Origin of the sequence: Intestinimonas massiliensis (ex Afouda et al. 2020), assembly GCF_900626285.1 — a bacterium.
GTDB lineage: Bacteria > Bacillota > Clostridia > Oscillospirales > Oscillospiraceae > Flavonifractor > Flavonifractor massiliensis_A.
In genome coordinates this window covers 1,060,225-1,073,185 of the sequence record NZ_LR131147.1, presented here as the reverse complement: position 1 = coordinate 1,073,185, position 12,961 = coordinate 1,060,225, and the positions used below count along the sequence as shown (strand labels likewise).

Annotated in this window: 13 protein-coding genes and 1 other RNA gene; 7 read left to right on the top strand and 7 right to left on the bottom strand. The window is 62.0% G+C overall.

What is annotated here, in order from left to right; all coding sequences use genetic code 11:
• Positions 1–201 precede the first annotated feature (201 nt).
• The 4 genes from ruvX to E0E41_RS05565 all read left to right on the top strand — a co-directional run bounded on the left by ruvX (position 202) and on the right by E0E41_RS05565 (position 3,224).
• Positions 202–621, top strand: coding sequence for a Holliday junction resolvase RuvX (ruvX, locus tag E0E41_RS05580; RefSeq protein ID WP_130870777.1), 420 nt, complete (start codon positions 202–204; stop codon positions 619–621).
• 173 nt (positions 622–794) lie between these two features.
• Entirely contained in the window at positions 795–1,271 is a 477-nt protein-coding gene (gene tnpA / locus E0E41_RS05575) for an IS200/IS605 family transposase (protein WP_130869097.1), read from the top strand.
• Positions 1,272–1,461: 190 nt separating this feature from the next.
• Positions 1,462–1,836 (top strand): GntR family transcriptional regulator, encoded by a 375-nt coding sequence (locus tag E0E41_RS05570; protein WP_130869096.1) that lies wholly within the window; start codon positions 1,462–1,464, stop codon positions 1,834–1,836.
• Positions 1,833–3,224, top strand: a complete 1,392-nt coding sequence (locus E0E41_RS05565) for a DUF5808 domain-containing protein (protein ID WP_130869095.1) — start codon at positions 1,833–1,835, stop codon at positions 3,222–3,224. The genes E0E41_RS05570 and E0E41_RS05565 overlap by 4 nt, the downstream gene beginning before the upstream one ends.
• Here E0E41_RS05565 and E0E41_RS05560 read toward each other — a convergent pair.
• The 6 genes from E0E41_RS05560 to E0E41_RS05535 all read right to left on the bottom strand — a co-directional run bounded on the left by E0E41_RS05560 (position 3,175) and on the right by E0E41_RS05535 (position 7,025).
• Positions 3,175–3,543 carry a sulfite exporter TauE/SafE family protein gene (locus tag E0E41_RS05560; RefSeq protein WP_130869094.1) on the bottom strand — a complete coding sequence of 123 codons (369 nt, stop codon included), beginning with the start codon at positions 3,541–3,543 and terminating at the stop codon, positions 3,175–3,177. The two genes, E0E41_RS05565 and E0E41_RS05560, sit on opposite strands and share 50 nt — an antisense overlap.
• Complete coding sequence (locus E0E41_RS05555; protein WP_130869093.1) at positions 3,540–3,908, bottom strand: TSUP family transporter; 369 nt, start codon at positions 3,906–3,908, stop codon at positions 3,540–3,542. Before E0E41_RS05555 ends, E0E41_RS05560 begins: the two co-directional genes overlap by 4 nt.
• Before the next feature lie 53 nt (positions 3,909–3,961).
• On the bottom strand, positions 3,962–4,678 hold the full coding sequence (locus tag E0E41_RS05550; protein ID WP_130869092.1) for a tRNA threonylcarbamoyladenosine dehydratase: 717 nt from the start codon (positions 4,676–4,678) through the stop codon (positions 3,962–3,964).
• 59 nt (positions 4,679–4,737) lie between these two features.
• Entirely contained in the window at positions 4,738–6,348 is a 1,611-nt protein-coding gene (locus tag E0E41_RS05545) for a peptidylprolyl isomerase (protein WP_130869091.1), read from the bottom strand.
• 160 nt (positions 6,349–6,508) lie between these two features.
• Positions 6,509–6,709, bottom strand: a non-coding RNA gene (gene ssrS, locus E0E41_RS05540) — 6S RNA.
• 4 nt (positions 6,710–6,713) lie between these two features.
• Positions 6,714–7,025: a DUF1292 domain-containing protein gene (locus tag E0E41_RS05535; protein WP_242623704.1), complete on the bottom strand. Its 312-nt coding sequence runs from the start codon at positions 7,023–7,025 to the stop codon at positions 6,714–6,716.
• Between the two features lie 208 nt (positions 7,026–7,233).
• Between E0E41_RS05535 and E0E41_RS05530 the strand changes: the two genes are divergently transcribed.
• Positions 7,234–9,924, top strand: a complete 2,691-nt coding sequence (locus tag E0E41_RS05530; RefSeq protein WP_242623703.1) for a transglycosylase domain-containing protein — start codon at positions 7,234–7,236, stop codon at positions 9,922–9,924.
• 49 nt (positions 9,925–9,973) lie between these two features.
• Here E0E41_RS05530 and ytvI read toward each other — a convergent pair whose 3' ends face one another.
• A complete protein-coding gene (ytvI, locus tag E0E41_RS05525) occupies positions 9,974–11,059 on the bottom strand; it encodes a sporulation integral membrane protein YtvI (RefSeq protein WP_130869089.1) in 1,086 nt (361 codons plus the stop codon).
• A gap of 170 nt (positions 11,060–11,229) precedes the next feature.
• Between ytvI and E0E41_RS05520 the strand changes: the two genes are divergently transcribed.
• Both E0E41_RS05520 and E0E41_RS05515 read left to right on the top strand, forming a co-directional pair.
• Positions 11,230–11,670: an ACT domain-containing protein gene (locus E0E41_RS05520; protein ID WP_130869088.1), complete on the top strand. Its 441-nt coding sequence runs from the start codon at positions 11,230–11,232 to the stop codon at positions 11,668–11,670.
• A 30-nt stretch (positions 11,671–11,700) separates the two neighbouring features.
• Positions 11,701–12,912, top strand: a complete 1,212-nt coding sequence (locus E0E41_RS05515) for a homoserine dehydrogenase (protein WP_130869087.1) — start codon at positions 11,701–11,703, stop codon at positions 12,910–12,912.
• Positions 12,913–12,961 lie beyond the last annotated feature (49 nt).

Sequence of the window (12,961 nt, the reverse complement as noted above, 5' to 3'; positions counted from 1 at the left end):
CGGCATCCGGTGGCTCAACCTGCTGAAATCGAACGCTACAACAAGAGGATGGCTGACAGTCTTTCGTACGGACTTACAAGCCCAAGGAGTGAGTGGTCAGCCAGTTGCTCCTCTTATTGTAGCTTAGGCACGAGATGGAGGGAAAGCCGGACTGGCTGCCCGGCTTTCCTGTCCAAATTTATTGTAATAGGAGTGATTTTGTTGCGTATTATGGCCATCGACTACGGCGACGCCCGGACAGGCGTGGCTATTTCCGACCCTACCGGCCTGCTGGCCGGGTACACCACGGTGATCCACAGCCGCAAAGCGGACGTGGTGGCGGCTGAGCTGGCCCGGTTGGTGGGGGAGCACCAGGTGGACGAGCTGGTGATGGGCTTTCCCCGGAATATGGACGGCACCGAGGGTCCCCGGGCGGAGCTGTACAAGGCCTTTGCCGCCCGGGTGGAGGAGGCCTGCGGCCTGAAGCCGGTGCTGTGGGATGAACGGCGTACCACCGTGGAGGCCCACAACATTCTCCACGCCTCGGGGAAGAAGATGAAAAACCACAAGAAAACAGTGGACGCCGTGGCTGCCACCCTGATTCTGGAGGGCTATCTGACCTTCAAGCGGGCCGGGCGGTAGGCGCAGGGGCCGGAGATGGACCTCCGGCCCTTGCTTTGTTACCGCTTCAGCGCAACGACAACCCCCAGCTATGCTGGGGAGAGTAAAAAGAATTATATAGTGAAAAAACCTTCTGGTAGAATGGAAGTTGCGGTCGGCCAACTGCAACACCAAAGAACCAGGAGGTTTTTTCGATGAAAGAAAAAGATATAGGGAGTTTGCAACATACGACATGGAGATGTCAATACCATATCGTATTCGCGCCCAAATATAGACGGCTAGCGATATATGGACAAATCAAGAAGGATATCGGACAAATTCTGCGGAAATTGTGTGAGCAAAAAGGTGTGGAAATTATAGAAGCAGAAGCGTGTCCGGATCATATTCACATGCTAATCAGCATACCGCCCAGGTACAGTGTATCACAAATCATGGGGTATCTCAAAGGGAAAAGCAGTCTCATGATATTCGACCGGCATGCGAATTTAAAATACAAGTACGGAGACCGGCATTTCTGGGCAAGAGGGTATTATGTGGATACAGTGGGGCGCAATAAGAAGCAGATACAGGAGTACATCCGGCATCAATTAGAGGAGGACCGGATTGCAGACCAGATCAGCATCAAGGAATTTATCGACCCGTTTACGGGTAGCAAGAATCCCAAGGCATAAAAATAGCCCCTTCAGGGGCCGGCCATGAGTCAGCAATGCAGTTGGCCGACCCATTCGCGGCCCCTTTAGGGGCGTTGTCCGTATTGTGCCCTTCTAGGGCTTACTCAAGCCCCCGGCTTAGCCGGGGGTCCTGACTCTGGAAATTTTGTATCATAATATATAATACAAATGATACAGGGGGGTGAGGACCTTGCTGCTGCATCTGGATTTCGGCAGCGACATTCCCATCTACCAGCAGATCCGGGATCAGATCGTGGTGGGGATCGCCGGCGGGCGGCTGCCGCCCGGGGAGCGGCTGCCCACCGTCCGGGCCCTGGCGGAGGAGAGCGGCGTGAACACCATGACAGTGAGCAAAGCCTATCAGCTGCTCAAGCAGGAGGGTTATCTCCGGACCGACCGGCGCAGCGGCACAGTGGTGTGTCCCCGGCCGGGGCGGCGGGGACCGGAGCAGGCCACCCTGCGGGCGCTGCGGGTGAACCTGTCGGAGCTGCGGCTGGCGGGACTGAGCCGGGAGGAGGTCCTGGCCCTGTGCGCCGGGCTGTATGACGAGGAGGGGAGCGTATGATCGCCAGGATGATCCTGTGGCTGAGCACCATCTGGCTGGCGCCGCTCATGTACTTCATTCTGAAAAACGAGGCCAAATTCAAGAAGAACATCGCCGTGGGAGTGACCTTGCCCTATGAGGGCCGCACCCATCCGGATACCCTGGCTATCCTGAAGCGCTTCAAGGGGGAACTGGGCTGGACGTGTCTGGCCCTGGTGGCTCTGGCAGCGGTGCTGATACTTTTGCCGGGATCCTTCGGCTTAGCTCTTACCCTGTTTCTGGTGTGGACGGATTTGTGCATTGTCCTGCCCGTGGTGCCCTACGTAAAATGTAACCGGGCGCTGAAGGTTCTGAAACGGGAAAGGGCTTGGGGAAACCCAAGGCAGAAGAGGGTGGTGGCCGATTTAAAGATGGCGGCCCAGCCAGAGGAGAAGAGACTGCCTACCGGGGCCTTTGTACCGCCACTGGTGGTAAGTGCCCTGCCGGTGTGGTTGGCTTTGGGTTGGGGAAAATTTCTGGAAGGGCTGATTTTGTTCATCAACCCCGGCTGCGTGGTGCTGTTCTGGCTGTGCTGGCGCTTTGCCTTCCGCCGGAAGGCGGAGGTGGTGGACGGGAATGAGGACCTGACCGCCGCCCTGACCCGCATCCGCCGCCGGGCCTGGCGGCGGTGCTGGCTGTGGGGCACCTGGTTCATGGCCTTGTTCAGTTGGATTATGCTGCTTACCTTTGACCACCCTTTGGCGGGGCTTATCCTGACGCTTACCCTGTCTGCGGTCATGGTGACGGCCATGGTCGGGTTGGAATTTCAGCTGCGGAGGCTCCAGGAGAAGCTTACCGCGGACAGCGGCCGAGACTATTATGTGGATGAGGATGACAAGTGGTTGTGGGGGATGTTCTACTATGACCCAAACGACAGCCGACTGGTCATCAATGCCCGGGTGGGACTGAACACCACTGTTAATTTGGCCAGGCCGGTGGGTAAAGGACTTATGGCAGCGGTCGCTGCCCTATTGCTCCTGATGCCCCTGGTGGGAGTGTGGCTTATGGGGGAGGAGCGGGCCCCGGTGACCCTCACCCTGACGGACACCGTCCTGGTGGCCGCCCACTCCGGCAGCCGCTATGAGATCCCCCTGGCGGACATCCAATCGGCGGAGCTGCTGGCGGAGCTGCCGGACATCCGTCGGGTGGCGGGGACCGCCATGGACACGGTGGACAAGGGCCGCTGGCGCTGTGACGAGTACGGGGCGCTCACCGTCTGCCTGGATCCCCGCACCGGTCCCTGGCTGCTGATAAAAACGGGGGAGACCAACTACCTGGTGGGGGCGGGGGACGGCAGCGCCGGGGAAACCTATGCCGCCCTCAGCGCTCTTTTGGCCGGGCAAACAGCTCCCGCAGGCCGATCAGGATAAGGAACCCGCCGAAGCACCGCCGCAGCAGCCCAGTGTCCAGGCCGGTGGCGCCCCAGGCCCCCAGGGCGGCGCAGGCCAGTCCGGCGGCGATGGCAGGGAGGAGGACGGACTTTTCCAGAAACCCGTTTTTGGCGTGGGCGGGGAGGGACGCGGCGGCGGCGGGGAGAAAGTAGAGCAGGTTGATGCCCTGGGCCTGGTTCTGGGGCAGGCCGGCGAAGGCGGTGAGGTAGATGAGCAGCAGGGTGCCGCCCCCTACGCCGAAGCCGGACAGAATGCCGGTGACGGCGCCGGCCAGCAGGGGAAGGAGCCAGCCGGTCATCCCAGCAGGGCCTTTCCGCCGCCGTAGAGGATGAGCAGGGCGAAACCCCTCCGCAGCCAAGTCATGTTCAGGCCCTTGAACAGCTTTCCCCCCAGCAGCCCTCCCAGCAGGCCCCCCGCCAGGTAGGGCAGGGCGGGCAGCAGCTCCACGCCGCCCCGGAACAGGTAGATGGCGGCGGACAGGACGCACAGGGGGAGAATGACAGCCACCGAGGTGGCAAAGGCCTTTCGCTGGCCCAGCCCGCACCACCCCGCCAGCAGCGGCACCAGGACCATGCCTCCGCCTCCCCCGAAGAAGCCGTTGACCAGCCCCGCCGCCGCCCCGGCCAGGGCGGGACGGAGCCATCCGTATTCCGGTCGTTTCAAAAAGCATCCCTCCGTTGGCCTTAGTCTGCCGGCGGAGGGATGTTTTTATACTCTTATTTATTTATGCCAGTGAGGGAGCAGATCACGTCCCCCGCCATCATCAGGCCGGCCACCGGAGGCACCCAGGCCACGCTGCCGGGGACGGAACGGCGGCCGGGCGGGGGCGCCTCCCGCTGCTCCGCCTGACGGGGCAGCTCCGGAGACCACAGCACCCGGTGGTGCTGGATGCCCCTGGCGCGCAGCTCCTTGCGCACCACCCGGGCCAGAGGGCAGCCCTCGGTCTTGGAGATGTCCCCGATGCGGAACTGGGAGGGGTCCAGCTTGTTGCCGGTGCCCAGGGCGGAGAGAATGGGAATGCCGCGGCTCAGGGCCGTCTCAATCAGGTCCAGTTTGCAGGATACTAGGTCGATGCAGTCCACCACATAGTCGTACCGGACGGCGAAGAAGGATTCCCGGTTGTCCGCCTCATATTTTTCCACACGCACCGTGGTATGGCAATCCGGATTGATGTCGGCGATGCGGTCAGCCATTGCCTGTGCCTTGGGTTTTCCCAGGGTAGATACGGTGGCCTCCACCTGCCGGTTCAGATTGGTAAGCCCCACCTCGTCGTGGTCCACCAGGGTGAGGGCCCCAACTCCGGAGCGGGCCAGGGCCTCAGCGCACCAGCTGCCCACTCCCCCCAGACCGAACACCGCTACGTGGCTGGCGGCCAGTTTTTCCATGGCGGCGGCCCCAAGCAGCATCTCCGTTCTCAAAAATCGCTCGTCCATACATACTCCTTTTGAAAAGGGCCTGCCGCGCTATGCGGCAGGCCCTGCTCGTGCAAATTTTATTCGTTCACGTACTTGATACCGCTGCCCTGGGTGGCCTCCAGGCCCTCGGTCAGACTGGTGAGCCAGTCGCTGACCCGCTGGCTGCGGATGGAGCTGTCGGCGGTGTTCTTCCACACCGGGTTGTTCCAGTCCTGGAAGTAGACCACACGCCAGCCCTGAGCGCCGTCGGTGGTGTCCTCCAGCACGGTGGTGTCGCCGCTCTGGCGGGCCTCATCAAAGATCCAGGCGTCCAGTTCGTCGAACTGGCTGCCCCGGGTGACCGCCTCGCTCAGACCGCCGTTGGAGGCGGTGCTGTCGTCAGAGTTGGCCTCGGCCAGGGCGCCGAAGGACTCGGCGGTCTTGTCGCTGGACTCCCACTGGCTCAGCAGGTCCTCGGCCTCGGTCTTGGCGGCGTCCAGAGCCTCCTGGGTGGGCACGGTGGACTCGTCCACATCCTCGGTGGAGGTGTCGTCCTCCTGGGTCAGCTCAGCCTTCACGAAGATCTCCCGGATATCGGCGGTGGGATCCTCATTGCGGTAGCGGTCCAGGAAGAGCACCACATAGTAGCTCTCGGAGCCCTCCACCACGGTCACGTCGCCGGCGGTGCGGCTGGCGTCCTTGAGCCAGCTGCCGTAGGTGGAGGACAGGCTGCTGCCCACCACGCCGGTGCTCAGGGAGCGGTCGGGATCGTCGGCATAGGAGTCCTTGCTGCTCTCGGACACATAGTCGGGAGCCAGCTCAATGAAAGCGGCCTCCTTGTCGTCAGCGGCCTTCACCGCGTCGGCAAACTCGTTGGCCTTGGCTTCGGCGGCCTGCATGGCGGTGGCCTTCTCCTCGTCGGTGGCCTCCACAGTGTTGCCGTCGGCATCGGTGGTCTCAGGGGCGGAGCCGTCGATGAAGATATAGCGGTAGTCGTAGCTGTCCAGGGTGTCGGCATTCTCCTCATAGTAGGTGTCCAGATCCTGGTCGGTGACCTCCTGCTTGTCGGAGTAGGCGGCCTGGTAGCTGCTGACCAGGGCGGCCCGCTCCAGGCAGGTCCGGTAGGCGCCCACGGTCATATACTTGCCATAGTTGGCCTTCAGATAGCTCTCCAGGTTGGGATAGCCGTTTTGCTCGGCGGAGGTTCTCGTGGAGTCGATCTCCGTCTCCACAGAGGCCTTGTCCTCGTCGCTGAGGGTATAGCCCTCGTCCGCGGCGGCATTCTCCAGAGCAGCCACCTGGGTCAGCTGGGAGGTAGCCTGCTCCAGGAAGTAGTCATAGTAGCTCTGGGTCTGGTCCGCGTCCACATACTGGGTGCGCAGGTCGCCGGAGGGATCAAAGGCAGGGGAGCCGGTGGTGTAGTACCCCATATAATACTCATTTACCAGTGCGCTGCGGAAATAGTATTCCACATCGTTGACGTTGTAATTCCGTCCGTCCACGCTCAGGGCGGTGGCGCGGCGCTGGAACATGCCGGAATGCCACACCAGCAGAATCACCACCAGCACGGCGACAATCACGCCGATGACGGTGTAAAGAACAGCCTTGCGCTTGGCTGCCTGCTGCTCCTTCAGCTCCTGGCGCTGCTTCTGGGTCAGGCCCTGAGCAAGGTCGCCCTGGCGCTGCTTTTTTTCTCTGGATGCGCTCATTGATAGCTTCAGTCCTCTCGATAAATGTTCCTGCCGAAGCAGGGGAACCTATAGACAGTGAACTATTATATCGGAATTTTTCCCCGCTTTCAAGTCTAAAAACAGTTTTTACACTTTGTTCAGTTTTAAAAAGAAAAAACCCCACGAAACTAAGTTTCGTGGGGGCCCCGCTGTGGCCGTGCGGATCCATTTAAAACCTGCACAAAATGGCAGGTGGGTTGCCTCCATGGCGCTTCGTTGCTTCCAACTTCCAGCCGCCCTCGGGGGGCGCCGGGAGGCCTGCAGTCCACGCCATGAGTGGGGCATCCCGTTTCAGAGATGTGGGTTTAAATAAAACCCGTCACGCACCGAGCAGGAATCGTGTTTCAGTTGTCCTCTTCGTCGGCGAACAGCGCTTCCATAAACTGCTGGTAGACCAGTTCCAGCTCCTCCTCGCTGTCCAGAGTGGAGAGCTGCTCCTCACCGTCCACGGTGATCGCCTTGAGAATGATCAGACCGTACTCCTCATCGACAAGGTCCACGTCCTGGACCTTGTCGCCCTCCTCGCCCTGGACGGCGGGGAAGAAGGCCATGTAGGTCTGTCCGTTGTACTCCAGTGTGTCCAGATGCTCCAGCTCAAATTCATTGCCGTCCTCATCGGTAACGGTGATGAAATCGGGGCCAAATTCTTCACTCATATCGGGCACCATACCTTCCTTTTCTTCGTCTATTATTGTATCCTGCGCGGCCCAAAAATGCAAGAGTGAGACGAGCCAAATTTTTACCTGCAACAAAATGTGGAAAAACAGGAAGCGCGTAGGGTGGACAATGAGGCGGAATGTGTTATAATATATCCTGTTAATTTGTACCCTTTGACTGTTCCACCTGAATAACGGAGGTGTCATTTTGTCAGCAACCAGCAATCAGAACCCACGTCCCGAGCGACGGCGGAAGCGGCCCTCCACGGCCGCCGTGGTATGTTCCACTATCGGGAAGGTAGTGGGGACCATTCTGTTGATCGGCGTGATCACTTCGGTGATCCTGGCCTGCTTCGCGGCCAATTATATCCGCACGGTGATCCTGCCCCAGGCCCATGTGGACGCCAATATCGTCATGAACGAGACCAGCACCATTTATTATAAGGATTCGGAGACCGGGGAATATGCGGAGCACCTGTCCCTTCACGGCAGCGAGAATCGGAAGCTGGTGACTTTGGATCAGATCCCGAAGTCCCTGCAGCAGGCTACCATCGCCATTGAGGATGAGAACTTCTACAAGCACAATGGCGTCAGCTGGAAGCGCACCCTGAAGGGCGTGCTGCTCATGTTCACCGGCGGGGACATCCAGGGCGGTTCCACCATCACCCAGCAGTTCATCAAGAACTTCACCCAGTATGACGACGTGACGGTGAAGCGGAAGATCCTGGAGATTTTCCGGGCCCTGGACTTTGACGCCACCTACTCCAAGGATCAGATCCTGGAGTGGTATCTCAACTATATCTATCTGGGCGACGGCTGCAACGGTGTGGCCACCGCTGCGGAGAACTACTTCGGCAAGGACGTGTCGGAACTGACCCTGGCCGAGAGCGCCAGCCTCATCTCCATTACCAACAACCCCACGATTTACGGCCCCTATTCCACCGTGCGCATGACCAACGCCGACGGGGAGGTCACCACCGGCCGGGAGCGGAACAAGCAGCGGCAGGAACTGGTGCTGTGGAAGATGCTGGACCTGGGGATGATCAGCCAGGAGGAGTATGATGAGGCGGTGGCGGAAGAGCTGAACTTTGTCCGGGGACAGGACGAGCAGAAGCCCTCCACCATCTACAACTGGTACGACGAGCAGGTCATCTCCGACGTCATTGAGGATCTGATCGAGAAATACGGGTACTCCGAGCAGGTGGCGGAGGACATGGTGCTCTCCGGCGGCCTGAAGATTTACGCCTGTGTGGACCCGAAGGTCCAGTCGGTGGTGGAATCTGTCTATTACGACCGCAGCAGCCTGGATCTGGTGTCAAAGAGCGGTCAGGAGATCCAGTCGGCCATCGTCATCATTGACCCGGACGGCAACGTGGTGGGCCTGGCGGGCGCTTTGGGTGAGAAGGAGGGCAACCTGCTGCTCAATATGGCCAGCGGCACCACCCGGCAGCCCGGCTCCTCCATCAAGCCCCTGTCGGTGTATGCCCCGGCTTTGGAGTACGGAATCATCACCCCTGCCTCCGCCTTTGACGACTACCCGGTGCAGGTCTACAGCGGCAAGGCCTGGCCCGTCAACTCCTACTCCCACTATAAGGGCCTGATGAACCTGGCCCCGGCCATCGCCGTCTCCTCCAACCCGGTGGCGGTACGGACGCTGGAAGCGCTGGGTGTGGAGACCTCCTTCCAGTTCATGCAGGATAACTTCCATATCGATCTGGTGGAGGAGCTGGTGGCCGGCGGCGAGGTCAAGAACGACTACGGCACCAGCCAGCTGGCCCTGGGCGGTCTGACCAGCGGCGTCAGCGTCATGGACATGGCGGCCGCCTACTCGGTATTCCCCCGGGACGGCCTGTATATCGAGCCCAAGACCTACACCAAGGTCACCCGCGAGGTGGACGGCAAAGAGGAGGTCCTTCTGGACAACACCGATGACGAGCCGGAGGCCGTTCTGTCCACCAAGACCACCTGGTATGTGAATGAGCTGCTGAAGAACGTGGTCAACGGCAAGTACAGCGGCGCTACCGGTACCGGAGCCCAGCTCTCCGGTATGACGGTGGCCGGCAAGACCGGTACCACCACCTCCAGCAACGACAAGTGGTTCGTGGGCTATACGCCCTACTACACCGCCGCAGTCTGGGTGGGCTACAAGAACCCAGAGCGGGTGCAGAGCAGCCCCAACCCGGCGGTCAGCATGTGGAAAAAGGTGATGGCGCCCATCCACGAGGGACTGGAGAACAAAAACTTCACCCAGCCCGGCGGCACCAAGACGGTGCAGATCTGTCAGGACAGCGGCCTGCTGGCCACCGAGGCCTGTGCCGCCGATCCCCGGGGTAGCCGGGTCATCAGCGTCACGCTGTTTGAGGATGACATCCCCACCGAGCGCTGCGGCCTGCACAAGGAGGTAGAGGTGTGTACCGCCTGCCCGGTGCTGGGCTCCGATGGGACGGCCATCTCCGGCCTGTACCATCTGGCCGGGGAGTACTGTCCCCGGGAGGCCAATGCGGCCCTGGGCATCACCGAGGGCACGGTCAAGACCATCGGCATCCTGGACTATGCCCGGGAGAGTGTGGGAGGTGCCGTCGCCCGGGACAGCAGCTACCTGTACAGCTTCCTGGAGGCTCAGGGCACCTGCACGGTCCACACCACCCAGGCTGTGGCCCCGCCGGCGGAGTACGATCCCTATTCCTTCAACCGGTATGATCCCTCCACCTGGCCCACACAGGAGCAGTGGCCCGGCTTCGACCCGGCGGATGAGACCACCTATCCCGACTATAATCTGCCGCCCGTAGAGACCCCGGGCGGCGAGACCACGCAGCCGACTACAGACCCCACCCAGACGCCCAGCGCGTCCCCGACGTCGGGCCCGTCGGAAGAGCCCTATGTGCCGGCCGGCGGGTAAGCATAGAGGAAAGCGGTTCCCTGGAGCAGCTGCTCCAGGGAACCGCTTTTTAAATCTGTGACCAGAGCCGCTGTGGAACGCCGCAGGTCCAGAGCTGCTTTGCCAGAACGAGGGCGAGAGGGGCCAGGATCATACCCGCCACGCCGAAAGCCTGGAAACCCACGTACATCCCGGCCAGGGCGGCCAGGGGGTGGAGCCCCACCCGCTGACCCACCAGCCTGGGCTCCAGCAGACTGCGCATCAGGGTGACGATCCCGCACAGCACCAGCAGTCCAACTCCCAGCAGGATGCGGCCGCCGAGCAGAGCCCCCAGGGCCCACGGGACCAGTACCACAGCTGCGCCGAACACCGGCAGGGCGTCCAGCAAAGCCACCAGCCCGGCCAGCAGGAGGGCCAGCTCCACCCGCAGCAGGAAAAGGCCGGCGGCCAGCTCCCCGAAGGTGATGAGCATGAGAATCAGCTGTGCCTTCAGCCAGCCGCCCAGGGCCTGTTTCAGGCCGCCGCCCAGCTGGCTCAGTTCCCGCTGCCAGGACCTGGGGATGCGCTCCTTTGCCAGGGCCAGAAGCTCCGGCCGGCAGGCGCTCATCAGATAGGTGGCCAGCAGGGTGGTTATCAGGAAGAGCGCCAGAGCGGGCAGGGCGGAGGCCGCATTCCCAAGCAGGGTGGTGAGCCGCTCATACAGCCGGGCGGGCAGTCCCGCCCCCTGTTCCATCAGATGATCCAGAGCCGCTTTTACCGGCTCCTGGGCAGGCAGGGGGAGGGCCACCAGAAAGCGGTAGAGCCAGCTTTCCAGCTCCCCGGCCAGCTCCGGCAGGCCGGACATCAGCTGGGGCAGCCGGCCCAGCAGTACTGTCAGTTCATACCAGCCCCGCCAGAGCAGCAGACCCGCCGCTGCCGCCAGTCCGCCCGCCAGGGCCGCCGTACATAGCCCGGCGGCCCACCGGCGGCCCATGCGCAGCCGCCGGATCAGAAAGCGGACGCAGGGTTCCAGCAGGGCCGACAGGCCCAGGGCCGCCAGAAAGGGGAGCAGCCAGGGCAGCAGCACCCGGCCCGCCAGCCATAGCCCGCCGGCCAGCAGCGCGGCGTAAGTCAGCCGGAGCAGGAATCGCAGATGTCTGTTTTCCGCCGCGGCCACCCCCCAAAAAACTGGATATGTATAAAATGACGAAAAATGGAGGAGGGGACTGGCCTGAAATCAGCAGGCAAAGGAGAAAGGGACCCTTGCGGCAGCGGGGAGGGTGTGCTACAATAGACCACAAGACACAGACAAATGACTTCCTAATAAGGACAGTCCGGAGGTTATCCATGGGAAAGACACCCAACTATTTTATTGTGGAGGCCAGTGCCCTGCCTGAGGTCTTTCTGAAGGTGGCGGAGGCCAAACGCCTGCTGGAGACCGGCGAGGTGGATACAGTGAACCTGGCGGCCCGGCGGGTGGGTATCAGCCGAAGCGCTTTTTACAAGTACAAGGACGCGGTGCAGCCCTTCAACGACATGCTCCACGGCCGGATCGTCACCTTCCAGATCCTGCTGAAGGATGAGCCGGGGGGATTGTCTTCTGTCCTGCGTATTTTTGCCCAGACCGGCGGGAATATTCTCACCATCAACCAGGCCATTCCGGTGAATGGCTGCGCGGCGGTGACCATCGGGGCGGAGACGTCGGGCCTTCAGATCTCTCTGGAGGAACTGCTGGAGCAGGTGCAGAACCAGCAGGCCGTCCTGCGCTGTGAGATTTTGGCGGGCTGAGGCCCGTAAGACAGAAAGGAGAGCAATACCATGGTGAACGTGGCGATCCTGGGCTTTGGCGTGGTAGGGTCCGGCGTGGCGGAAGTGCTGGCCACCAACGGTCCCCATATCGACCGGAAGGTGGACGATCTGATCCGCCTGAAATATATTCTGGACGTGCGGGATTTCCCCGACAGCCCCTTTGCCGACAAGGTGGTGCACGACTTCAGCATCATTGAGAACGATCCGGAGGTCAGCATCGTGGTGGAGACCATCGGAGGCGCCAAGGTGGCCCTGGACTTCACCCGACGGGCGCTGATGGCAGGCAAGAGCGTGGTCACCTCCAACAAGGAGCTGGTGGCCGAGCACGGCTGCGAGCTGCTGCGGCTGGCCCAGGAGAAGGGGGTCAGCTATCTGTTCGAGGCCAGTGTGGGGGGCGGCATCCCCATTATCCGGCCCCTGAACCAGTGCCTGGCGGCCAATGAGATCGAGGAGCTGTGCGGCATCCTCAACGGCACCACCAACTATATCCTGACCCGGATGATCCGGGCGGGACTGAGCTTTGACGCCGCCCTGAAGGAGGCTCAGGCCAACGGCTACGCCGAGCAGGACCCCACCGCCGACATCGAGGGCCATGACGCCTGCCGCAAGATCTGCATTCTGGCCTCCCTGGCCTTCGGCCGGCACGTCTATCCCCGGCAGGTGCCCACCGAGGGCATCACCGGCGTGACCCTGGCGGATGTAGCCTACGCGGAGTCCTGCGGGAAGAAGATCAAGCTGTTGGGCCGGGCCATGCGCCGGGCGGACGGCAAGGTGTGCGCCTATGTGGCGCCCCACCTGGTGGATCAGGAGGACCCGCTGGCCGGCGTGGAGGATGTGTTCAACGCCATTACGGTGAAGGGCAACGCCATCGGCGAGGTCATGTTTTACGGGCGGGGCGCCGGCAAGCTGCCCACCGCCTCGGCGGTGGTAGCCGACGTGATCGACGCGGCCAAGCACCGGGACGAGAAGAAGCGGATGTTCTGGTCCGAGGGCGGCGAGGACGTGACCGTCTCTCCCGCCGACCTGGAGAGCGCCTGGTATATCCGGGTGGAGGGGACGGCGGAGCAGGCCAAGGCCGTGTTCCCGGACCGTGCCCTGCTGGCCCGGTCGGGCGCCCCGGAGGGGGAGTTCGCCCTTGTGACCGAGCCCATGACCCGGGGTGCGCTGGACCAGCGCCTGGCGGGGCTGAAGCCCTGCTCGGTTTTCCGGGTGCTGGATTGACCGGTATGACCGCCGCCGCATAGGATAAGGCAGCGGGCGGCAGTATAGA